Annotated in this window: 22 protein-coding genes; 5 read left to right on the forward strand and 17 right to left on the reverse strand. The window is 55.2% G+C overall.

Going from position 1 to position 21,585, the window contains the following annotated elements; translation table 11 throughout:
* Positions 1-31 precede the first annotated feature (31 nt).
* From ACFOWX_RS00200 to ACFOWX_RS00230, 7 genes are all read right to left on the reverse strand, one after another.
* The gene (locus tag ACFOWX_RS00200) at positions 32-733 is read right to left on the reverse strand and encodes an ATP12 family chaperone protein (protein ID WP_381420436.1); all 702 of its coding nucleotides are present in this window, start codon (positions 731-733) and stop codon (positions 32-34) included.
* Complete coding sequence (locus ACFOWX_RS00205) at positions 733-951, reverse strand: hypothetical protein (protein WP_381420437.1); 219 nt, start codon at positions 949-951, stop codon at positions 733-735. Before ACFOWX_RS00205 ends, ACFOWX_RS00200 begins: the two co-directional genes overlap by 1 nt.
* Positions 948-1,607, reverse strand: a complete 660-nt coding sequence (locus ACFOWX_RS00210; protein WP_381420438.1) for an HAD-IA family hydrolase — start codon at positions 1,605-1,607, stop codon at positions 948-950. Before ACFOWX_RS00210 ends, ACFOWX_RS00205 begins: the two co-directional genes overlap by 4 nt.
* A 16-nt stretch (positions 1,608-1,623) precedes the next feature.
* The gene (locus tag ACFOWX_RS00215) at positions 1,624-2,934 is read right to left on the reverse strand and encodes an RluA family pseudouridine synthase (RefSeq protein ID WP_381420439.1); all 1,311 of its coding nucleotides are present in this window, start codon (positions 2,932-2,934) and stop codon (positions 1,624-1,626) included.
* Positions 2,931-3,317, reverse strand: a complete 387-nt coding sequence (gene crcB / locus ACFOWX_RS00220) for a fluoride efflux transporter CrcB (protein ID WP_381420440.1) — start codon at positions 3,315-3,317, stop codon at positions 2,931-2,933. Before crcB ends, ACFOWX_RS00215 begins: the two co-directional genes overlap by 4 nt.
* Before the next feature lie 67 nt (positions 3,318-3,384).
* Complete coding sequence (locus tag ACFOWX_RS00225; RefSeq protein ID WP_381420441.1) at positions 3,385-5,406, reverse strand: alpha/beta hydrolase family protein; 2,022 nt, start codon at positions 5,404-5,406, stop codon at positions 3,385-3,387.
* Positions 5,407-5,439: 33 nt separating this feature from the next.
* Positions 5,440-5,859, reverse strand: coding sequence for a hypothetical protein (locus tag ACFOWX_RS00230; protein ID WP_381420442.1), 420 nt, complete (start codon positions 5,857-5,859; stop codon positions 5,440-5,442).
* 144 nt (positions 5,860-6,003) lie between these two features.
* Between ACFOWX_RS00230 and ACFOWX_RS00235 the strand changes: the two genes are divergently transcribed.
* The gene (locus ACFOWX_RS00235) at positions 6,004-6,810 is read left to right on the forward strand and encodes an ion transporter (protein ID WP_381420443.1); all 807 of its coding nucleotides are present in this window, start codon (positions 6,004-6,006) and stop codon (positions 6,808-6,810) included.
* Positions 6,811-6,819: 9 nt separating this feature from the next.
* Here the strand turns inward: ACFOWX_RS00235 and ACFOWX_RS00240 are convergent, their stop codons facing one another.
* Positions 6,820-7,419: a 2-hydroxychromene-2-carboxylate isomerase gene (locus ACFOWX_RS00240; protein WP_381420444.1), complete on the reverse strand. Its 600-nt coding sequence runs from the start codon at positions 7,417-7,419 to the stop codon at positions 6,820-6,822.
* A gap of 134 nt (positions 7,420-7,553) precedes the next feature.
* Between ACFOWX_RS00240 and ACFOWX_RS00245 the strand changes: the two genes are divergently transcribed.
* On the forward strand, positions 7,554-9,215 hold the full coding sequence (locus tag ACFOWX_RS00245) for a vWA domain-containing protein (RefSeq protein ID WP_381420445.1): 1,662 nt from the start codon (positions 7,554-7,556) through the stop codon (positions 9,213-9,215).
* A gap of 360 nt (positions 9,216-9,575) precedes the next feature.
* Positions 9,576-10,736, forward strand: a complete 1,161-nt coding sequence (locus ACFOWX_RS00250) for a sensor domain-containing diguanylate cyclase (RefSeq protein ID WP_381420446.1) — start codon at positions 9,576-9,578, stop codon at positions 10,734-10,736.
* A 143-nt stretch (positions 10,737-10,879) separates the two neighbouring features.
* Here the strand turns inward: ACFOWX_RS00250 and ACFOWX_RS00255 are convergent, their stop codons facing one another.
* Entirely contained in the window at positions 10,880-11,779 is a 900-nt protein-coding gene (locus ACFOWX_RS00255; protein WP_381420447.1) for an OmpA family protein, read from the reverse strand.
* 410 nt (positions 11,780-12,189) lie between these two features.
* On the opposite strand from ACFOWX_RS00255, the gene ACFOWX_RS00260 reads away from it, so the two are divergent.
* Positions 12,190-13,656 (forward strand): carotenoid oxygenase family protein, encoded by a 1,467-nt coding sequence (locus ACFOWX_RS00260; RefSeq protein WP_381420448.1) that lies wholly within the window; start codon positions 12,190-12,192, stop codon positions 13,654-13,656.
* On the opposite strand, the gene ACFOWX_RS00265 is transcribed toward ACFOWX_RS00260, so the two are convergent.
* The 7 genes from ACFOWX_RS00265 to ACFOWX_RS00295 all read right to left on the reverse strand — a co-directional run bounded on the left by ACFOWX_RS00265 (position 13,653) and on the right by ACFOWX_RS00295 (position 19,831).
* Positions 13,653-14,882: an acetyl-CoA acetyltransferase gene (locus tag ACFOWX_RS00265; RefSeq protein WP_381420449.1), complete on the reverse strand. Its 1,230-nt coding sequence runs from the start codon at positions 14,880-14,882 to the stop codon at positions 13,653-13,655. The genes ACFOWX_RS00260 and ACFOWX_RS00265 overlap by 4 nt on opposite strands.
* A gap of 66 nt (positions 14,883-14,948) precedes the next feature.
* The gene (locus tag ACFOWX_RS00270; RefSeq protein ID WP_381420450.1) at positions 14,949-15,743 is read right to left on the reverse strand and encodes a TIGR03084 family metal-binding protein; all 795 of its coding nucleotides are present in this window, start codon (positions 15,741-15,743) and stop codon (positions 14,949-14,951) included.
* Positions 15,730-16,161, reverse strand: a complete 432-nt coding sequence (locus ACFOWX_RS00275; RefSeq protein ID WP_381420451.1) for a PaaI family thioesterase — start codon at positions 16,159-16,161, stop codon at positions 15,730-15,732. The genes ACFOWX_RS00270 and ACFOWX_RS00275 overlap by 14 nt, the downstream gene beginning before the upstream one ends.
* 1 nt (position 16,162) lies before the next feature.
* The gene (locus ACFOWX_RS00280) at positions 16,163-17,434 is read right to left on the reverse strand and encodes an acyl-CoA dehydrogenase family protein (RefSeq protein ID WP_381420452.1); all 1,272 of its coding nucleotides are present in this window, start codon (positions 17,432-17,434) and stop codon (positions 16,163-16,165) included.
* 86 nt (positions 17,435-17,520) lie between these two features.
* Positions 17,521-17,895 carry a ribose-phosphate pyrophosphokinase gene (locus tag ACFOWX_RS00285; RefSeq protein WP_381420453.1) on the reverse strand — a complete coding sequence of 125 codons (375 nt, stop codon included), beginning with the start codon at positions 17,893-17,895 and terminating at the stop codon, positions 17,521-17,523.
* A gap of 1 nt (position 17,896) precedes the next feature.
* A complete protein-coding gene (locus ACFOWX_RS00290; RefSeq protein WP_381420454.1) occupies positions 17,897-18,871 on the reverse strand; it encodes an NAD(P)H-dependent flavin oxidoreductase in 975 nt (324 codons plus the stop codon).
* A 21-nt stretch (positions 18,872-18,892) separates the two neighbouring features.
* Positions 18,893-19,831, reverse strand: coding sequence for an NAD(P)H-dependent flavin oxidoreductase (locus tag ACFOWX_RS00295; protein WP_381420455.1), 939 nt, complete (start codon positions 19,829-19,831; stop codon positions 18,893-18,895).
* Between the two features lie 109 nt (positions 19,832-19,940).
* On the opposite strand from ACFOWX_RS00295, the gene ACFOWX_RS00300 reads away from it, so the two are divergent.
* Positions 19,941-20,786: a class II aldolase/adducin family protein gene (locus ACFOWX_RS00300; RefSeq protein WP_381420456.1), complete on the forward strand. Its 846-nt coding sequence runs from the start codon at positions 19,941-19,943 to the stop codon at positions 20,784-20,786.
* 127 nt (positions 20,787-20,913) lie between these two features.
* On the opposite strand, the gene ACFOWX_RS00305 is transcribed toward ACFOWX_RS00300, so the two are convergent.
* The gene (locus ACFOWX_RS00305) at positions 20,914-21,546 is read right to left on the reverse strand and encodes a TetR family transcriptional regulator (protein ID WP_381420457.1); all 633 of its coding nucleotides are present in this window, start codon (positions 21,544-21,546) and stop codon (positions 20,914-20,916) included.
* Between the last annotated feature and the right edge of the window lie 39 nt (positions 21,547-21,585).

The raw sequence follows: 21,585 nt of genomic DNA on the forward strand, positions 1-21,585 counted from the left end.
CGAAACAAGTTCAGAATGCATATTTCCCGCCCTACTCGCTTATTCCCGCAAGTTTCATAAACGCCGCTGCGTTCAAAAAATCTGCCTCTCGGTCGCGTCGGTTTTTGATCGCATATTCGTCCGCGCCCCATTTTTCCTCCTGCCAATATTCGTCGAGGATCAGGTCGTGCCACAGCGCCGCCGGATCCGCTTCACCCTCCGTCAGCGCCAGCGTCGCGATCAGCGATCCGGACAAATGCGTCAATTTCGATGCCGCCGCCAATTGCCATATAGACAGCTCCGCCACCGCCGCTTTCAACCGCTCAGTTGTCGCGTTGGGCTGTTTTTCGTGCATGATACCGCGCACGACGGTAAAATTGACCAGATAACGCGACTGTGCCCATGCCAGCCATTTGCCCCATATTTCGCGTTGCCGCTGGATCAATTCCTCGGGCGCTTCGGCATGATAACAAAATAGGTCGGTTTCGCCAAAGGCGGCAATCGCCTCCACGAATGTAGCGCGGTCCGGCGCGATCCTGTCGAGCGCAGCATTGGCAAAGCCAGTGACGGGCATTCGCGCCGGATCAATCTTCTCCTCCACCGCATCCCATTCGGCGGCGACCGCCCGCGCCATCGCTTCATGGGGCAGCAGCAGATCGGCCTTTGACGGGCTTTTGATTGTCCGCTTGTCGAGCAGCACGCGGTAACCATCCCGCCCCGCCTCGACAATTACATCTGTCCAAAAACGCCGCATTATTCCTCCGGCGTTTTCCACATTCGCGCCAGCAAAACAGGCACGACGATAAACTCGATCACGCCCATGGCGAACAGCATATATCCCGCCTCCACCGGTAAATCCATAAACCCATTGGCAATGATGCCCAGCCCGATGGCCATGAATATTGCACCTGCCAACCGCGCCGCGCTGATCACCAGATAGCGTTGCCGCGCTTTACCTTCATCACTGGTCATGCCATTTCCTCCAATATCGCGGACAGTTCTGCCATGCTATATGCCACTTGCTCCGCGCCGCTTTGCAGCAGTTCGTCTGGGCTGTGATAGCCCCATGAGACGCCGATGGTGCGGCACTGCGCCGCACGGCCCATCTCCATATCGAAACTGGTATCGCCGATCATCACTGTGCGCCCGGCCTCCACCCCGGCATCGGCCATGGCTTGAAACACCATGGAAGGATGGGGCTTTGACGGATGGCGGTCGGCGGTTTGCAGCGACACAAAGAGTTGCTTTATCCGGTGATGGTCAAGGCAATGGGTCAGGCCCCGGTCCGATTTGCCCGTCGCCACTCCCAATTGCCAGCCGTCCTTATGCAGGCGGTGCAACAAGTCACCAATTCCATCATACAGCGGTTCTTCAATCTCCGCCCGGCCGCGCATCGCGATAAAGGCTTTCTTATACCCCGCGACCATCGCATGATGCAGATCGTCCTCGCCGCTCGGCACCAACAGCCGCATCGATTCAAATAGCGACAAGCCAATCACCCGCCGCACGATATCACGCGGCAACAGCTCCAACCCCTGCTCTGTAAAGGCCGCCTCCATGGCAAGGCAATGATTGGCCTGACCATCGACCAAAGTGCCGTCGCAATCAAACAGGGCGAGCCGGGTCATGTGGTGAATGTCCGCATCATTTGCGCTTACGCGCCTGCCCCGCTGTTCGGCTTTGCTTGGGCGCGATATGTTTCACTGGCCCTGCGCTTTTGCTTTTCCCGCTTTTGCCTCTTGCCGCCTTGCCCTTAACGCCTGTCTTCCCCGCTGCTTTCACCTCTCCGCGCGCGCGGCGTTCGCCTTTGCGTTCTTTGCGCATTTCTTTGGCGATATTTTTCTTCAGCCGGATTTTCGCTTCCAGCGTATTTTTATATTTGGGCGTCGCAAGCGGCAACGCATCGCCCAGAGCCAGATCAAATCCTAAATCCTCAAGGCTATGCGCCATATGCGGCGGCAGGTTTGCGGTCACGTCGAGCGCTTCTCCGCTTGCGCTATTCATTGCCGGATGGTCGATGCGGATACGGCGTGCGTGCAGGTGCATTTTGCGGCTGATCGCGCCGGTTAGGAACGCTTCTTTACCGCCATATTTGCCGTCGCCAACAATGGGATGGCCAATCGCCGCCATATGCACGCGCAGCTGGTGCGTGCGTCCGGTAAAGGGTTGCAACTCCACCCAGCAGCAGCGATTGCCCGCTTGCTCAATAATGCGGTAGCGGCTTTTCGATGGCTGCCCATTTTCATGGTCGACGCACATTTTTTCGCCGCCGCTTCCCGGTTGCTTGCCCAGCGGCAATTCGATCACCCCGTCCTCTACCGACGGCACTCCCATGACCAGCGCCCAATAGACTTTCCGTGCGGTGCGCGAGGAAAAGGCTTTGGAAAAATGCGCTGCGCTGCGCGACGACCTTGCGACCAGCAAAACACCCGACGTATCCTTATCCAGCCGGTGGACCAACTTTGGCCGTTGATCGCTGTCAAAATAGAGCGCGTCGAGCAAACCGTCGACATGCTCGCTTGTCTTGGTCCCGCCCTGCGTTGCAAGCCCCGGCGGCTTATTCAAAACAAGCGCATCCTTGTCACGGTAGATGACCATGCTTTGCGCAAAATCGATCATATCGTCGGTCAGTTCGGTCCGCTTGCGCGCGCGCACGGGGCGAGCGGCGACCGCGTCGGCATCCGCAGGCGGAACGCGCAATTTCTGACCCGCCATAATCCGGTCACCCGGCGCGGCGCGTTTGCCATCGACGCGGATCTGTCCCGTCCGGGCCCAGCGCGATACAATGTTGAAACTGGTATCGGGCAAATGCCGCTTGAACCAACGGTCGAGGCGAATGCCATCATCATCCGGGCCAACCGAATATTCGCGGATACCTTGCTGATCGGCTGCTTTTGCGGGCGGCGATTTCGCCTTTGGCTTCGCGCCTTGTTTGGATGGAGCGGGCTGTTTCATGCGAACACCGCCCGGCCTGCTGCAAGGCCCGCAAAAACGGCCAATAGAGCCAGCACCACCGATGCCGCGGCATAGGCAAAGGCCGTCATTGCCGCGCCGCGCTCAATCATCATCGCCATTTCCAGACTGAATGCGCTAAATGTCGTGAACCCGCCGAGCAGGCCAACACCGATGAACAGCCGGATATCATGATCGAGCCCGCGTCCGGTCGTTACCAGCCAGGCCGTAAACAAGCCCATGGCCAAACCGCCGCTGATATTTGCGGCAAATGTGCCCCATGGCCAGCCGGACTGATCGCTGAAACGCGAGAGGCCGCTGCCCAGCAGATGACGCATCGCCGCGCCAATCGCGCCGCCCGCCATAACAAGGAAAATAGATTTCATACCCCCGCCTTAGAGGGGTTTTATCCGAAAAGAAACAAGGGAAGGCTGCGGCCTGCCCAAGTGCCCTCTAATCCGCTGGGTTATGCTTCGCCAGGAAACTGGCCATGGATGAAAGCAAGGTTTTGCGATCTTCTTCCCTAGTGAAATAATGGTCGGCCAGCGGGATTGAGACAAATTCCACATTCTTCCCGGCCTTTTCCATCGCCTTATGCATTTTTTCCGATTGAATATGATCGACGGTCACATCTTTTTTTCCGTGGATCAGCAATAATGGAGCCTTTATTCGGTCCACTCCGTTAATCGGTGAAATTGCGTTGAAATCTGCCGCCATTTCGCGCCATTGATCGCGGTAAAGGCGCTCCCGGACACTATTGCCAAAGTCATTCACCTCGCGGCGTACAGCGGAAACACCGGCGATAGAGATGGAGCAACGATAAAGGTCGGGGTCCTTCACCACACCCCACATGGCCGCATATCCGCCATAGGATGCGCCGACAATGCACACACGCTTGGGATCGGCAATGCCCTGCTCCACCGCCCATTTTACGCCGTCGGTCACGTCATCCTGCATGGCGAGGCCCATTTGTCCTTTACCCGCGTCGACGAATTTCTTCCCATATCCGGTCGATCCCCGGAAATTGGGTTGCAACACCGCATAGCCCGAATTGGCCAAAAACTGCGCCCAATAATCATAGGTCAGCGTGTCATGCGCCCATGGTCCGCCATGCGGCATGACGATGAAGGGCAGATTTTTACCCGTGCGCCCTTTGGGCAGCGTCAGCACACCTTCTATCTCCAGTCCATCTCGCGCCTTATATTGCACCAGCTTTGGCCGGGCCAGCCGCCGATTACCGATCTGCTCATTAACCGACGCGAATTGGGCAAGGTCCTGACTATTCGTATCATAAATATAGATCAAACCAGGATTGTCTGGTGAGCTAATCCGCACTACCAATTTGCTCTGGTCTCGGTTAAAGCTGATAATATCAACGTCGGCATTTTTTGCCGCCGCCTCGAGCTGTTCCTGCGCCGCTTTTAGCTTTCCATCAAACCAGATTTTTTCACCAGCCTCGCTCGTCTCAACCCCCAGCAACGCTTTTCCGTCATAAGATAGCATGACCGATTCCACATCACCGCTATCCGCTTCGAAAACGGTGCGGACATCTTGGCCGGTCGCCATGTCAGTTTCGACGATGATGGTTTTTTCATCATCATTGTCTTTCATCACCAACCCCTTGTCGGTGCCCGGTATAAACAAAAAGGGAATATTCAGCCGTTCATCTTCACGAAGGTTGGCACGCTCTATGGCGCGAAAGCCGCGCGAATCTTCTTTCGCATATAATAATGTCGATCGGCGGGTTGCGTCGTCATAGGCAATGCCGAGCCGAACATTGCCATCGGCGTCTGCGCCCCAATCAAGCACATCGAACTTTCCTGGTACGTGTCGCCGAAATGTGCCGGTCTCCACGTTGACCTTGTAAACGCTTGGCCAGAAACCTTCAACATTGGTGTAAATGCTGTCTTGTGCGCTCACCAGAATTTCATTGCTGCCATCGGATGGTACCCACAGGACATCAGCTGCATTTTGTCCGCCCATGCGCGGCAACAAACGCTGCACCTCCCCGCTCACCCGGTTGACCGACAATAAGCGCGATACATACCAACGGTCTGATTCCACCCGGATCAATGAATAGACGCCCAATAATATATTATTGTCGTTGACCCACCGGACAGAATAAACCGATGTTTCATCCGGCACGCCCAAAATGATCTGCTTACCCGCGTCTTTGACCAATGGCGTTATAACGATGCGCTGTTGACCATTAATCGCGAACAGGCCGGCCAAATGCGTTCCATCCGGAGAGATACTGGGTTGCTCCACAAAAGGCAGCTTCGCAAAAGCCTCCATCGGCAATTTTACAGGCGCGGCAGCGGATGTATTTTGTTTGGCCGCAGCAGCGGCAACATCTCCACCGGCTGTCTCCATCGGCAGCGCAGCAGTAGCGGCATCTTGCGCCATCGCCGCCGCCGGAGCGAAAATAATCGCGGCGCACAATTCCGCTTTGAGCATATATTTATATCGGTACATCAAATCCCCCCTAACACCCCATAACCGCGCGGCTTAAATCGCGTTGGTCAGCTCCCCCGCTTGGGCTTCATCGATTATATTTTGGGCGATGGGCCGCAATTCTATGCAATTTTCGCCTAGACCAGCATATTCTGATTTGGCCTGATCGCCGCCATTTTGATAATCGTCAATCATCGCGAGCGCTCGTTCTTGCAGCTGATCACCAAGCTCATCATCGGTTGCCGCAACCTCCAATAATGCAGCGGCGGTCAGAAATGCTTTGCCCTCCACCTCCTCTCTGTCCGCTGCATCTCCCTCCAGCTGTTCCAGATTAGTCTTTGCCAGATGATAGGCGGAACAATATAAAAAGCTGTCATATAGCTCGCTATTCGTTGGTTCGCCGCCGTCGCTTTCCGAAGCGATTGTCGTTTGCGCAGTTAACACAAATAAAGTTGCTGCAATCAAAAATGGCACATCACTCTCCTAGCGGCGTGTATCGCAATAATTGCGCTTCATAATCGTCAAAAAAATTGCGCCGTCAATAATGTAAATGCCTCTTGTTGTTTTTAGAAAATGAGCAATATGGAAGCATATAAACACTCTTTTAGGATAGCCGCTATGACCGCTCAAGCGACACTGGAACAAGACGCCGAACCAAATTTTGCGGTCCGAATTGTGGAAAGCCCATGGTTTAGCAATTTCATTTTGACGGTTATCATCATCAATGCTGTCACGCTCGGCCTTGAAACACGCAGCGACGTGATGAGCGTTGCGGGCGGATTGATCCAATCGCTCGATAAAATCGCTATAGCGATATTCACCGGCGAAATTGCCCTGAAATTATTTGCCTATCGTCAGCGTTTCTTTCGGGATGGTTGGAATATTTTTGATCTGGTGATCGTTGTCTCAGCCTATTTGCCGGCTGGAGCTGGATTCTCTGTTCTGCGGGCGCTGCGCATATTGCGGGCGTTGCGTTTGATCTCGATCGTCCCCAGCATGCGCCGCGTGGTGCAGGGCCTGCTCTCTGCGATCCCGTCGATGGGGTCGGTGGTCGTCCTGCTGCTGTTGATTTTCTATATTGCTGCTGTGATGGCGACAAAGTTATTCGGCGCGGCTTTCCCGCAATGGTTTGGCACGATTGGGGAGAGTTTTTATTCGCTGTTCCAGATCATGACGCTCGAAAGCTGGTCAATGGGTATCGTGCGTCCCGTGATGGAAGTATATCCTTACGCTTGGGTCTTTTTTGTTCCCTTTGTCTTATTGTCATCTTTCATCGTGTTAAACCTGTTCATCGCCATTATCGTTAGCTCCATGCAAGAAGCCGAAGGGCAAGCAAGCCATCAGGAACGCGAGGATATATTGCATGAGATACAGGCACTGCGCGGCCAAATTGACGCGTTACAGGACAGTTTGAAACGCAAATAACATGAGCGGCTATGACCGCAGCAATTGCTCAACCTGCACCAGCCGCTCTTTGCCAAAAAACATCTCATCCCCCACGTAGAAAGTGGGGACACCGAAACAGCCGCGCTCGACCGCCGCCGCTGTATTGGCCGCTAGTTGTGCCTTCACCGTTTCATCCTGCACTGCGGTGAGCAAAGCCGCCGCGTCCAGTCCGGCCTTGTCCATAACTTCGGCAAATATTTCGGGCTCGTCCATCTTGCGGTCATCCTCCCACATCGCCTGAAAGCCGGCGGCCATATAAGCGGGCAGGAACCCAGCCTGCTCCGCCGCTACCGCGCTGCGCATCAACAGCAACGTGTTAACCGGAAAATGCGCATTCATCTTAAACCGGGTCAGCCCATGGCGAGCGATAAAGCGCCGCATCTCAAGCATTTCATAAGCCATCTTGCCCTTAATCCCGGCAAAGGCGAGCATCGGTGCCTGATTACCCGTCGCCTTGAATATCCCGCCCAGCAGGCAGGGAATAGGATTGACCCGTGCGCCCGTCCGCGCGGCAATATCGGTCAGCACATGATGCGCCAGATAGGCATTGGGGCTGCCAAAATCGAAAATAAAATCAATTTGTTTCATGCTCTTTCCCACTTCCTTCGTTTATGCGAAAGAGGATAGATGTGATTGATACCGTAAAGCAAAGATTTTTGTTCAGCTTAGCGACAGAAATGATATATAATATCATTAAATCAGGAAAGAGGGGGATTTTCATTATGCGTTCCATTATCAACGGCCTGTTAATAACAGCCATGATTGTTCCGGTCGCCGGACCCGGTGCGATTAGCAAAGTGCAGGCGGCGACGCCGGATAGCAACAACCGGATGATCCCAAAAAGCGAGGGATTCTGTCGCAATGCCCCCGCTCTGTATAACCTAGCGGCGGAACCAAGCCGGGACCAGCAGCAAGATGACCGAAATGTTTACTCACCAGTCGCAGCATCTTCGCCTGTTCCGCCGCCTCCACCAGCTGCGTCACCGCCGCCACTCGCTCCTCCGCCCCCGCCCGCGCCGCCGCCTCCACCTGCGGCTTCATCATCGGAGCCAGGCGATGGCGGCGATGATGCCGGTTCGATTGTTGTAACTGGAAGTCGCGCGGAATCCCCGGCAATGGATGCGGCGACCCCGGTTTCGGCCGTAATGTCTGATGACGTCGGCGATGATCGCGGCAAGGAGAGCCGCATTGCTGACGGGTCTGTCTCCTCTACGGCATATCCCCGCCCGCCGATCCGCGATGATGCGCGGCCTCAATCGGGCTTGCTGACCGCCGGGGAGCATGATGACTTGCTCAATCCGGCACTCTATGCCCGCTATGTCAAGCAATCTAATTTGGGACAAAAGCTGCGAGATTTACCAGTGCTTGATACCTCTCGCCTCCTCACCATTGCGGTTGAGGATAGCGGCGGCCGGGCGGTGCCCTTTGCCAATGTCGAAATCACCTGCAGCGACGGAAATAGCCTGGCGCTTGCTACACAGGCCGATGGCAAGGCGGTATTTTTCCCCGAGCTCGACCGATTAAGCCCGAACATCAGCATAAAGGTAAAACAAGGCGACATGGTGATCGCTGAACGCGGGATGCTAAACCTGTCACCAAATTTGGGCAGTGACGCCATCACCTTAACCGCCGCCCGTGCCGACGCGGAAAAGGTTGATAAGTTGGACCTGATGCTCGCCATCGACACAACCGGCAGCATGTCGGACGAATTGACATATCTGCAAAGCGAATTGAAATCGATATTGGACGGCGTGCGCGCCCGCCACCGCGAGGTTGATATTCGGGTTGGCTTCATCTTTTACCGTGACATTGGTGATGTATATGTCACCCAAACACAAAATCTATCCAGCGATTTTGACATGCGCCAATCCGACCTATCCCGGCAAAGCGCGGGCGGCGGCGGGGATTATCCGGAGGCCATGGACCAAGCCCTTATCCGCGCTGCACAACAAAATTGGCGTCCGGGCGCTATCCGGTCGCTATTGCTGGTCGCCGATGCCCCGCCGCACGATGATCTATTCGGCCGAAGCTGGCAAACTGCGGAATTTCTGCGGGCACAGCGGGTGCATATCGTCCCCGTCGCGGCATCGGGCGTTGCGGATGAAGCGGAATATGTCATGCGCGCTATGGCGGCGGCGACCCAGTCACGCTATCTATTCCTGACCGATGACAGCGGCGTAGGCAATCCCCACGCCCCGCCGGCGATCGATTGTTATCTCGTCACCCGGCTCGACAATGCGGTACAGCGCGTTTTGGACAGCCAGCTGTCGGGCCGCCGGATCGAACCCGAAAAGGATCAAGTGATACGCAGCGTCGGCAAATATGACGCTGGCCGCTGCATCCTGCCCAAAAAGTTCGACCCCCAAGAGGATAAACGAGGATAAAGGTAAGCAGTGGACGTTATCGCAGCGCCATAGTCCTCGGTGGACATGGGCGCGGCGATGATGTCACATGTAGCATAACGCTATGCTTCATCAAAAGACACTGAGGCCAAAATGGCGATTGAAGGCCTCGCTACCGCCCTTCTTTTCTGTTGTGTCTTTGCGTATTTGCGCGAAATAAATCGCGCAGTACCAACCGATATACGCTTGGCCTATGTAGCGCGAAGAAGGTGTAGCCCCAACCCAGCGTGCCTCCGCGTGACAATCATGGTCCGCACCCCTCCCCCCAAGTCCCAAAAACCATTCATTCACCATAAAATAACCAATCCCAGCTATCCGTTTTCCGCAAAAGGGATTGATGGCTTGGATATATCGCAAATCGTGGCTGGAGCATATTATGCGCTTGTGACTGTGTTTGCCATAGGCGGGCTTGGCTTCGCGCTGGCCACGCGGGACCGCGTTTACGGCCTGTTTGCCTTGCACGCGCTTTCGGTTGGCGCGCTCGCCCTTACTTTTCCGCCCATCGCATCCGTCGCCAATGCGGTCGAGCCTGGACATATTTTTTGGCGAATAATGGCCGAAGGCGCCGTGTTGATGTCGACCGGCTTAATGATTTTTCATCTGGTTCTCCGTTCGACGCCGCGCGCCGTGCAAATTGGCCTTGCGACGGTGTTTCCCGCCGTAAACTTGATAAGTGCTGCGAGCTATTATTGGACCGAGGAGCCGATTATCTTAGCGGTTAATAGCGGCATGATGTTACTCGTCCTATTGGGTATCACCGCGACTTTGATATGGCGGATGACGCATGGGTCGCGGGAGGCTGCCGTGCTCACGGTTGCACTTGCGCCGCTTATTGGCGTCGGCGCTTTGGCTGCGGTGATAGAGACACTGCAGCGGCCGTCTCTGGAATTTTATGCAGAAGGGATGCTGTTGGGATTTGGGTTTGAGCTGATATGCGTATGCGCCATGCTGGCCATCCGTGTGCAGCGCGCCATGAAGGAACGCGACCGCGCCTTTTCAGAGGCCATGCGCGCACAGAAGGACGCCGAAACCGATACGCTCACTGGCCTGCCCAATCGGCGCGCTTTGGAGCGTGTTTTTACCCAAGACGCGGACGATTATGATGCATTGGCGATTGTCGATTGCGACCATTTCAAAGCGATTAATGATCGTTACGGCCATGCCGCCGGTGACGATGTATTGCGCATCGTCGGTGCCAGTCTGTCGCGCAGTACCGCCTTTGCCGCGCGGATTGGCGGAGAGGAATTCGTGCTGTTACTGCGCGGAGGCGATTGGGTGGATCAGGTTGAACGGCTACGCCGCCAACTGTCGCATGACATAGGGCGATCGCTGTCTGATCTGTCCGTGAAAGTGACACTTAGCGCAGGCGCTGCGGCAATCCGTAAAGGATGCAACTTGCAACCCGCCATGCACGAGGCCGATGCTGCGCTATATGCCGCCAAAGCGGCGGGCCGCAACCGCCTGCACATTGCCGATCAACCGCCTCTGTCAAAAGCCGCATGAAGCTGTAACGCAACTTGGAATCAACCCGATGTTCAATGGGTTAATCGCGATTGGTACCCGGGTGCGGGACTGGTCGTCCCGTGCCCAACCTTGCCACCGCCCCCGCGCCAATGGGCGGCGCGAGGGGGAATATAGGAAGAGCTTTACAGCCCGTCGACGCTTTTGCTGACCAGGATGTTCACCGATACGCGGCGGTTTTGTGCCTTGCCTTCGGGGGTGCTATTATCGGCGACGGGGTCGGCCTCTGCCATGCCGGTGGGGGTTAGCATCCGGTATGGTTTCCAACCGCAGGCCTGTTGCAGATGGTTGACCACTTTGCTGGCGCGTTTTTCGCTCAGCGTTTGGTTATAGTCATAATCACCCACGGAATCGGTATAGCCCACCACCAGCAGCAGCGCATTTTCGGTTGCGCCCGCTTGACTTGCCGCGCCGCATAGTTCCGCTTCGGCTTGCGGGGTTAGGCGCCATTTGCCGGTGTCAAAATAGACATTGGTGGTGCCTTTGATATTATATTGGTCAATATCGGCTACGCGGCCGCGCAACGCCTCTGTCGCCGCTGTTTGCTCAGCAAAGCCTTGCTCTGTACCCAGCTGTATCATCGAAGCAGTTTTCAAATCCTTGTCTTTCAGATCAATTTTGCTGGCCACTAGGCTGTTGCTCCATTGCACGGTTTTGATCTTCACCGGCAAACCATTGAGCAATTGATTGGCCGCCAATTTGTCGCGGTCCAGACCGAACAGGCCTTTTTTCGATTTGATCGTGGTCGCATCGCTGATGAACACAACCGTTCTGGTTCCATCGGCGGTGGTCACTTGCATTCTTTCGTCTTTGCGCGCGGAAATCACACCTTCGACAACCGGACCTTCCTCCAACCCGGTCAGATCAGCCGGAGGTGTGCCGTAAACGACTACATCGGAATTTGTCGGTGCAGATGTTTCTGGTACCGCGTCTTCTTGATCCTGAGCCGACAGGCTGGCAGGCGCAAATATCGCCGCTGCACCCAACAGAATCGCGATTTGCGCTTTTCCTGGAAATTTATTCATTACTCTACTCCTTCAAAACAACGGAAAATTCAGCCTGTTCCTGATCTTTCCTTTGACCGGATGGCGGTAAAACCACCGGTTTTGTCAGAGCCCCCATAACGATATGACGCCACGGTCATGGCGTTGGTTTTCACCTGTTCCGACCTTCCTTGCTGTCAGATGAACATAAGCTGGAAAATCCCCCGTTGATCGGGCAGTGCGAGCCTATGATGCGGCGAACAGTTTTTGCCGTGCCGCTTGCGACGAATGGAACGGCGCAATTGCAGGCGATAGATTCGGCGATAGCTAAATCACTGAAATTGCAGAATCCACACCGCATTGCTCCGCCGGAATTTCTTATTAGCTGATTCGCCGGTATCCGGTATACAGGGTATGAGAAACGACCAACAGTTTGGGAGAGAACCGCCATCATGCCTATTACATTAGTGAATAAGATTGCCGCGACTTTGAACCCCGGCGACCACCCGTATCTTACCGGCGCATGGTCGCCTGTACATGAAGAAGTTGATGCGACCGATATGCAAGTGATTGGCGAAATTCCATCCGACATTGACGGCGTCTATATTCGCAATACCGAAAATCCCGTGCATGACGCGATTGGCCGCTATCATCCCTTTGATGGCGACGGAATGCTGCACTTGATGCGGATATCGGGCGGCAAGGCGGAATATCGCAACCGCTTCATTCGCACCCGCGCTTTTGAAGCGGAACAAGAAGCAGGCCGCTCGCTATGGATCGGATGCATGGGCAATCCGAAAAAATCCGAAGAAAAAGGCTGGGGCGCGCATGGCTATGTGAAGGATAGCTCCTCCACCGATGTCGTTGTGCATGCGGGCAATGTGCTTTCGACTTTCTGGCAATGCGGCGATGGCTACAGGATCAATCCCGCAACCTTGGAAACGCTGGGCATTGAACGATGGACACCCAAGGATGGCATTTCTGCGCATCCGAAGCTGGATCCGAATACCGGCGAGCTGCGCTTTTTCAATTATTCCACAGAAGCTCCCTATATGCATTATGGCGTTGTTGGCGCGGATAATGAGCTGAAACATTATACCCCCGTCACCCTGCCCGCGCCTCGGTTGCCGCACGATATGGCTTTTTCGGAAAATTATTCGATCCTGAACGATTTCCCGATGTTTTGGCCGCAGGCGGCAATTGCGCAAGGGTTCTATGTGCCGATATTCGACAGGTCCATGCCATCACGCTTCGGCATCATCCCGCGCATGGGCAGCGACGCGGACGTCAAATGGTTTGAGGCTGCGCCCACTTACGTCCTACATTTCACCAACGCCTACGAAGAGGGCGACGAGATAGTGATGGATGGATATTTTCAGGAAAATCCTTATCCCTCCCCACTGGAAGAGTTTGGCGATAAATATAAGGCAATGGCCGCCAATATTGACCTGCATTCGATGAAGACGCATCTGCACCGCTGGCGGTTCAACATGACCACGGGGCAGACGGTGGAAGAAGTGCTATATGACAAAGAATATGTCGAATTTGGCACGATCAACCAACAATATGCGACCCGCAAAAACCGCTATATTTATAGCGTAGTGGGCAAACAAAACTGGTTTCTATTCACCGGCCTGCGCAAACATGATCTGGAGGCTGGAACGATTGAGGCCTATGATTTTGGCGAAGAGCGCTATGGCTCCGAAGCGCCCTTTGTCCCCCGCATCGGCGCGTCCGAGGAGGATGATGGCTATTTGATCAGTTTCATTACCGATATGAAAGCCGACCGGTCCGAATGCGTGATATTGGATGCGCGTGACATTGCGGCGGGGCCGGTATGCCGGATCATCCTGCCCCACCGGATCAGCAGCGGCACACATGCCGTATGGGCGCAAGCGAGCGAGTTTGAAGCCGCTTAATCGGTGCCGACAACAAAGGCGCAGTTGGTCGTCCCCGAACCGCCGACGTTAAACAGGCCGACATTGCGCGCGCCGGGCACCTGATAGTCGCCCGCTGTGCCGCTCACTTGTTTTGCGGCATCGAGCATCATCCGCACACCAGTTGCGCCAACCGGGTGGCCGGTCCCCATCAAGCCGCCTGAGGCATTGACCGGAATATCACCCCCTGGCGCGATTCGCCCGGCCTCAATCGCTTTCCAAGCCTCACCGGGGGCGGTGATCCCAAAATGTTCGATCGCCATATATTCCGATATGGTGAAGCAATCATGCGTTTCGATTGCGTCGAGCGCCTCTGGCCCCGATACTCCCGCACGGGCATAGGCATCGGTGATCGCTGCGCGGGTCCAGGGCAGGACATAATCGTGATGTTTGCTATCTTCCAGCTTGGTCTGCATCAACATGGGCGCGACTCTATGCCCCCATCCTTTTATGCGCGGCAAGCTGTCGGCGGCGATACCGCGCCGGTCGGCATAGGCTTTCGCGGCTTTTGCCGATGCCAAAAACAGCACCGCCGCCCCGTCCGAAATTTGCGAACAATCCTGCCGCCGCATCCATCCTTCGACCACGGGGTTCAAATCGTCATTCGCGGCAAAGCTGCCTTCTTCAAATTGCCAGCCGCGCGTTTGCGCATTGGGGTTGCGTTTGGCATTGGCAAAATTGATCCGGCCAATTTCGGCCAGATGCTCATGCTTCAAACCATAGCGGCGGTCATATTCATCGGCGAGGTCGGAAAACATGGCGGGCCAGATAAAGGTCGCATCCTGTCTTTCCTGCCCCACCCATATGGCTGCACCCAGATTTTCCGATGCCTGATGCCCGCTGACGTTGCGCATCAATTCGATGCCCAGCACGCAGGCGAGATCATAACGCCCGCTCTCAATATCGGCCATCGCCGCCAATATCGCCAGTGAACCGGAGGCGCAGGCCCCTTCATGCCGCGCGGCCGGCATTCCTGCAAAAGCCCGATCGACATGACCAAAAAAACCGCCCAGCATCCCTTGTCCGGTGAATAGTTCTGCCACGAAATTGCCAACATGGCCCACCTGTATCTCGGTTGCATCAAGGGCGCATTTGGCCATGCCTTGCTTCAATGTATCGGCGAACAGATCGTATAAGCTGCGCTCTTGCCGCGTCCAATTTTCCGCGAAATCCGACTGATGACCGCCTAGAATATAAATGTCGGGCATTGTCTATCTCCTCACTCTGCGGCTATTTTTCTGAGCGCTTGGTTTACTATGCCCCCGCAGGCAGGTCTATACGCTCTTATGCCTACGTCCGGGTGCTGGCGGGTCATTGGGCGGTCCGGCAAAACATTGCGCCATGGCCATCCATTCGCGCGCGGTTTCGCCAGTGACGCGCAGCTGCGTATCGGCAATATTGCGGCATTGCGTCACCACTTGGCAAAATTCCGCCGCTGCGCCTTCGATGCGTTCGTCGCTGCTTTCCTCGCCATAGTCCCAGATAACCCCTGACGGCGCGGTCAACCGGACATATGGCATCGCGGCGGGCACCTCCATCCTGCGGTTTTTATAGGTCCAGCCAAATGTGTTAACGCCTAGCCGGACGATATTGCCAATCGCGTCGCAATTGACCCGGTCTTGCCCCAGCACATCATATACCGCCTGCCCATGCGCCCATGTTTCCATCAGCCGCGCCGAAATACTTGACCTCGCACTCATATCCGGCCCCACCCACTTCAGCCGTGCCTTGGGATCGGCGGAGGCAAAATGCGCTGCCGTCTCGCGCGCACGTGCGATCCACGCCGATAGCAACGCCTGCCCCGATAGGCCGCCCAAATAGGCCGCCTCCGCCTCGGTAAAGCGAATACCCCTCGCCCCTCCCATCAGACCGCGCAGCATAGCGGTAAATCCGGCCTCATCGGTCAAGGATAGATCGGCCGCGATATTCCAGACATGCAGATGGCGCAGGATATTGCTGATGGTCCAACGTTTGAACAATGTTTCTTGTTCAAAATCGGCGTCGGATAAGCGCGCAACTAAACCGTGAAGCGCTTCACATTCATCCAGAAAATCGTCAGCTTGTTGCACTTTCTGTTTCCTTTACTTTCGGCACTGCAAAAGTCGCAGACATCAGCGCGCAAATTTCTCCGTCCGCTTCCACTCGTCCTTGGGCAAAATCTATCTTGCGCCCAATTTTCGTAAAGCTGGTGATAAACTCCAACCATTGCCCCTCTTTGGCCGCAGTCAGAAACTCCATATTCAATGTGACGGTGACGAGCCCTAATGCCGGTTGATGTTGCTTTGCACAGGATAGGCCCATCGCATTATCGGCCAGTGCAGAAATCATACCGCCATGAACAAAGCCGCGTGAATTGCAATGTTGTGACCCGGCCCGCATCGCTATAATCACTGCCGCGTCGGTTATTTTTGAATATAGCGGCTCCCAAGGGTCGGTGAGCGGGCTTTTGCGAAAATGCGGAATAAATCCTGCTGGTAACGCGTTCATATCATCCCCTTCCCATGAAACCGAACATATGCCCAGCGACCTTGCGCATTTGTATCTCCTCTGCGCCTTCGGTGATGCGGTAACGGCGGTGGTGGCGGTAGATATGTTCAAACGGCTTATGCCGGGAATAGCCAATACCGCCATGCACTTGCATCGCCATATCGGCGGCGTTGCAGACAAGCCGGTTGGCTTTATAATTGCACATGGATACTTTATCGGACAGGCGAATGGCGACTTCTGGCTTGGTCATGCCGTCCATTTCAGCGGCGGTTTTATAAATCAGCAGCCGCAGCATTTCCGCATCGGTTTGCAGCTCAACAAGCGGAAATTGTATCGCCTGATTCACCGCAAGCGGTTTACCAAATGGTTTGCGCTCTATGGCGTAACGCACGGATTCGTCGATACAATATTGCGCCGCACCCAATGACGATGCCGCTTGCCTGATGCGGTTTTCGTGGACAAAATGCTGTGCACAGGCAAGGCCATTTTCAACGTCTCCCAGCACCATACGCCCCGGAACCCACACATCCTTAAAGGATACTTTGGGATGATCAGTGGGCATGTTGAATGTCCACATATATTCACCAATTTCAAAGCCAGGGGTGCCATAGGGCACAAGAAAACATCCTATGCCCCGCGCGCTGCCATCATCGCCGCTATGCCGGGCAAAAACCATGCAATGGGTGGCGACATGGCTGCCCGTCGTCCACATTTTCTCGCCATTGATACGCCAGCCTTCCTCGCCGCCGCGCACCTCTGCTACGGCGCGTGTTTCCATCCATGTGGCATCCGACCCGTGCGCTTCCTCGGTCAGGCCAAAGCTCCACATCATTTTTCCCTCGAGCATGGCGGGGATATATTCGGCTTTCTGCTGCTCCGTCCCAAAATCGCGGACCATCAATGGCTGCACCAAATTACCGACAATGCTGCTTTCATTTTGCAGGTCATTATGCAGGCCGAGCCCCTTGGCCGCCAAATGGTGCCGGATCACCGCCATGCCCAGATTGCTGCCGTCCTGCCCGCCATATTCCTGTGGCAGCGCATAACGATAATGCCCCGCCGCGTCGGCAAGCTTGCGCATTTCATGCAGCAGCGCCTCCCATTCTTCATTGGGCAGGCCGCCGCGGTCCCAATCGGTCCGTGCATCTTCCCGGCGATGGTCGAAAAAGCGGATATTGTCGCTGCGCTGCTCGATCGGCTTAATCTCCCGCTCGATAAATTCATCCAGCACCGCCAGATAGTCTGTAATCTCCTTCGGGATTTCAAATAGCATCACAGCCTCCATTTCTCGTTTACCTGAACCGGTGGCACCTATTTCCGCACAGCATTGGAGAGGTTGGCAAGCGAGTCACGGCGCGGTCATGCCTTTTTCTGCCAATAGTCAAAGGCAATCTGCTGCACGTCTTTCAAATAACGGCGCGCGGCATGGCTTTCAAATTCGCCGACAAAATCATGGCGGGCAAGCCACCATCCCTGCCCGGGCAGACCGTCATCTTCGCGCACCACAAGGCAGGCCAGCTCCGGCTCGCCAACACCGCGCCCGGCGGCATCGATGGCGTCGAGCACCTTGCACAAAGCCCGCATTTTCGGGCGCGAAAAGCTATAGCCCAATAGCATCAGCAATTCGGAATAGCTGAAAACCTGACCGGCCTGCGCGGCTTCACACAGCAAGCTGCGTACGTCATCGACATTCATCCGCGATTTTTTGGCGGCAGGATTTTCGGCCTTTTCCATATTAAGCAGCAATCCCGGCCAGACGTTTTTGAATAATCTCCTCCGCCTGCGCCATAATCCGGTCGATCAGCTCCTTACAGGTCGGAATGTCATTGATAAGGCCAGCGACCATACCGCAAGACCACGCGCCTGCATCCATATCGCCTTCCATCATAATCCGCGGATAGACGCCCGCCACCTGTTCAATCACGTCGGTAAATTGCAGATTATCGCCTTTTTCTTTTTCAATCTCCAGCAAGCGTTCGACCGCCGCGTTGGTCATCACCCGTTCGGTATTGCGCAGCGGACGCATGACAAGGCGGGTGTCCAATTCGCTCGCCGCCACGATGGCCGCTTTCACATTCTCATGCACCGGCGCTTCTTTGGTGGCGATGAAACGTGTGCCCATATTCATGCCCTCCGCGCCCATTGCCATGGCGGCAACGAGGCTGCGGCCGTCGGCCATACCGCCCGAGGCAACGAAGGGAATTTCCAGCTCATCAGCAGCGCGGGGCAGCAAGATCATGTTGGGAATATCGTCTTCGCCGGGATGGCCGCCGCATTCAAATCCATCAACGCTGACCGCATCGCATCCGATCGATTGCGCCTTTAAGCTATGCCGCACGCTGGTACATTTGTGGATCACTTTAATCCCGGCGTCATGCAGCGCAGGCAGCACCTGAACCGGGTTGTTACCAGCGGTTTCGACAACTTTGACTCCGCCATCAATAATGGCTTTCACCATGCCCGGATAATCGGGGCTATTGACCACGGGCAGGAATGTCAGGTTAACGCCAAATGGTTTGTCGGTCATATCTTTACAGCGCGCAATTTCGTTGGCGAGGTCCGCCGCCGATTTCTGCGTCAGGCCCGTGATGATGCCAAGACCGCCCGCATTGGATACGGCGGCGGCCATTTCGGCAAAACCGACATAATGCATTCCGCCTTGAATGATCGGATGTTCAATCCCGAACAGCTCTGTGATCCGTGTTTTCATATTCAAAAACTCCCTCTAAATTTATGCCTCCGCCAATGCGCTCATGCTGTGCATCACGGTGTGAAATTCGGCAATTACTTCGTCAACAATCCTTTTGATGGGCTTAACCTCATCAATGCGCCCGGCGACCTGTCCCGACAAAGCGATCGCCGCATTCATATCGCCGCCGAAATACAGGTCGAGCGCATTGCTCATCTCCATCATAATATGTTCGGGCGGATTGGACTCAATCGCCGCCGTCCGCTCGGTCTTTAACGCTCGCAACGCTGGCCCTTGCCCATGCCGGTTTAGGAAGACGGTGCCGGTTTCGGGGGCGTCCAATATCGCCTGCTTCCAATTGTCATGCACTGGGCTTTCCGCCGAGCTAACGATGCGCGTGCCCATTTGGATGCCCTCTGCGCCGAGGGCAAAGGCCGCCGCCATTGTCCGCCCGCAGGTCATGCCGCCCGCCGCGATGATCGGCACATCGACCTTCTCCCGGATCAGCGGCAACAGCACCATCAACGCGACATCATCCTTATTCTTAAATCCGCCGCCCTCGCCGCCTTCGACCACCAACCCATCGACGCCTGCATCAATCGCTTTAAATGCGCCCGCCAAATTGGGGACGACGTGAAACACGGTCAGCCCCGCCTCCTTTAACGGGCCGCAATAGCGGTTGGGATCGCCCGCCGATGTGGTGACAAATTTAATCCCTTGATCCGCAACAAAATCGACAATGCCCGGGTCACGGACGAAAGCCTGCGCGATATTCACGCCAAACGGCTTTTCGGTAAGGTCGCGCATCTTCAATATCTCTTCGCGGATATTGTCGAGTTCCCCCGATGACGTTTCGATAATCCCCATCCCGCCCGCATTCGACATGGCCGACGCCACAGGTGAACGCGCAATCCAGCCCATCGGTGCCTGCACAATCGGATATTCGATGCCCAGCATTTCGGTAACGCGGTTGCGGATCATGGCGGCTCTCTCCATTTGAGTCGTTTTTTGCAACCTTTCGGAGATTTACGTTTACGTCAAGCGGTCAATATGTTTTAATCGAGGTAAGAGGACTCGCGTGAGGAGAGAAATGATGGCGACCGCAGCAAAAGAAACGCAAAATGCAATGAACACGGCCCCGGGTTTCAATATACCCGATCCGGCCAGTATAGAGCGGCTGGAGAGCAAAGTGTCCGACGCCGAATGGCGGCTGCGCTGTGACCTTGCCGCGACCTACCGGCTATGCGCCATGCATGGTTGGACCGATTTGGTTTTCACGCATATCTCCGCACGCTTGCCCGATGAAGATGGCGAAGAACGGTTTCTGATCAATCCCTACGGCGTGCTGTTTGACGAGATGACGGCATCATCGCTCGTTAAAATCGACCTGAACGGGAATATCAAACAAGACACACCCTATTTCATCAATCCCGCCGGCTTCACCATCCATAGCGCGGTGCATAGCGCCCGGCATGACGCCGGATGCGTCATCCATGTCCACACGCCCTATGGCATTGCCGTATCGATCCAAAAAGATGGGCTGCGCCGTTATTCGCAATTTTCGATGCAGGTGCAGGAGGATCTGGCCTATCATGATTATGAAGGCATCGCGCTCGATCTGGATGAGCGGGAGCGGCTGATCGCGGATTTGGGCACACATAGCCTTTTGATGTTGCGCAATCACGGCACGCTGACCGTTGGGCAAAATTGCGCGATTGCGTTTTTGCGGATGTATTTCCTCGAAAATGCCTGCAAGACACAAATATTGGCGCAGGCCGTGGGCAGCGAAGACAAGCTGAATGAAGAGCCCAAGGCCATGGGTGAGCGCGTATATCAGCAAGGTGCGAGCGCATTTGTACCCGGCCTTGGCGACAATCTGATCTGGCCGGGCTTGATGCGCAAATTGCAGCGGACAAATCCGGGGCATGATTATTAAGCTGCGTTTGTCATTCTGGCTAAAGCGGGGGTGACGAACTTATGTGCTGGACAGTCGCTAAAGTTTGAAGCGCAACACGGCTCCAGCTCGATCCCCACCGAATTGTGCCTGAAGAAACCGCGCGCCCTTAAGAAACCACGCGCATGGCCGAGGCTGTATCGGATTGCGCCGCAGTAAGCCCGCGGAAAATCGTAGCAATAATGATCGCCAATTTATCTTCTGACAAATTATGCAGCACCAGCCGCATGACATCGGGGCTACAATAAGGATTGACCATTTGATTGATCAACGAGACACATTGATCGATCGAATAGCCTTTGAAATACCCCTCCTCCATCGCATCGGCGACCACCATCGCCAGATAATGATCGCCTAAATCAACATAGCCTTTGACCACGTCAAAATGCTGATTACCCAGCAAGCAATAGCTTTCGAACAGGCCGGGATCTTCGTTGTATCTTTCGCGCATCAGCACAAAACGCCGCGCAAAAAAGGCCAGCATTTTTTCCTGCGCGGGCATATCGGAGGCGGTGACCTCCTCCATCACCGCGACCTTGTCCGCAAACCATGCCTCTGCAACCGCCTCCAGCAATGCCTCTTTGCTGTCGAAAAAGCGGTAGATATTGGACGGCGACATGCCCGCAGCAGCGGCCAGTTCGGTCATGGAAATATCCATCGCGCCGCGTTCGCCGATCAATTTTTCGACCGTGGCCAGCAACAATTTTCTGCCGGCTTCTATGTCTGTTTGCGGGCGGGCCATAAGTCACCTGTGTTAAGAGGATAAATCACTTTTGTGATA

The organism is Sphingorhabdus arenilitoris (assembly GCF_042651485.1).
Lineage (GTDB): Bacteria > Pseudomonadota > Alphaproteobacteria > Sphingomonadales > Sphingomonadaceae > Sphingorhabdus_B > Sphingorhabdus_B arenilitoris.

Excerpts from the sequence above, each read along its gene's own strand:
- ACFOWX_RS00200 (WP_381420436.1), bottom strand. The coding sequence starts at position 733 with ATGCGGCGTTTTTGGACAGATGTAATTGTCGAGGCGGGGCGGGATGGT.
- ACFOWX_RS00205 (WP_381420437.1), bottom strand. The coding sequence starts at position 951 with ATGACCAGTGATGAAGGTAAAGCGCGGCAACGCTATCTGGTGATCAGC.
- ACFOWX_RS00210 (WP_381420438.1), bottom strand. The coding sequence starts at position 1,607 with ATGACCCGGCTCGCCCTGTTTGATTGCGACGGCACTTTGGTCGATGGT.
- ACFOWX_RS00215 (WP_381420439.1), bottom strand. The coding sequence starts at position 2,934 with ATGAAACAGCCCGCTCCATCCAAACAAGGCGCGAAGCCAAAGGCGAAA.
- crcB (WP_381420440.1), bottom strand. The coding sequence starts at position 3,317 with ATGAAATCTATTTTCCTTGTTATGGCGGGCGGCGCGATTGGCGCGGCG.
- ACFOWX_RS00225 (WP_381420441.1), bottom strand. The coding sequence starts at position 5,406 with ATGTACCGATATAAATATATGCTCAAAGCGGAATTGTGCGCCGCGATT.
- ACFOWX_RS00235 (WP_381420443.1), top strand. The coding sequence starts at position 6,004 with ATGACCGCTCAAGCGACACTGGAACAAGACGCCGAACCAAATTTTGCG.
- ACFOWX_RS00240 (WP_381420444.1), bottom strand. The coding sequence starts at position 7,419 with ATGAAACAAATTGATTTTATTTTCGATTTTGGCAGCCCCAATGCCTAT.
- ACFOWX_RS00245 (WP_381420445.1), top strand. The coding sequence starts at position 7,554 with ATGCGTTCCATTATCAACGGCCTGTTAATAACAGCCATGATTGTTCCG.
- ACFOWX_RS00255 (WP_381420447.1), bottom strand. The coding sequence starts at position 11,779 with ATGAATAAATTTCCAGGAAAAGCGCAAATCGCGATTCTGTTGGGTGCA.
- ACFOWX_RS00260 (WP_381420448.1), top strand. The coding sequence starts at position 12,190 with ATGCCTATTACATTAGTGAATAAGATTGCCGCGACTTTGAACCCCGGC.
- ACFOWX_RS00265 (WP_381420449.1), bottom strand. The coding sequence starts at position 14,882 with ATGCCCGACATTTATATTCTAGGCGGTCATCAGTCGGATTTCGCGGAA.
- ACFOWX_RS00275 (WP_381420451.1), bottom strand. The coding sequence starts at position 16,161 with ATGAACGCGTTACCAGCAGGATTTATTCCGCATTTTCGCAAAAGCCCG.
- ACFOWX_RS00280 (WP_381420452.1), bottom strand. The coding sequence starts at position 17,434 with ATGCTATTTGAAATCCCGAAGGAGATTACAGACTATCTGGCGGTGCTG.
- ACFOWX_RS00285 (WP_381420453.1), bottom strand. The coding sequence starts at position 17,895 with ATGGAAAAGGCCGAAAATCCTGCCGCCAAAAAATCGCGGATGAATGTC.
- ACFOWX_RS00290 (WP_381420454.1), bottom strand. The coding sequence starts at position 18,871 with ATGAAAACACGGATCACAGAGCTGTTCGGGATTGAACATCCGATCATT.
- ACFOWX_RS00295 (WP_381420455.1), bottom strand. The coding sequence starts at position 19,831 with ATGATCCGCAACCGCGTTACCGAAATGCTGGGCATCGAATATCCGATT.
- ACFOWX_RS00300 (WP_381420456.1), top strand. The coding sequence starts at position 19,941 with ATGATGGCGACCGCAGCAAAAGAAACGCAAAATGCAATGAACACGGCC.
- ACFOWX_RS00305 (WP_381420457.1), bottom strand. The coding sequence starts at position 21,546 with ATGGCCCGCCCGCAAACAGACATAGAAGCCGGCAGAAAATTGTTGCTG.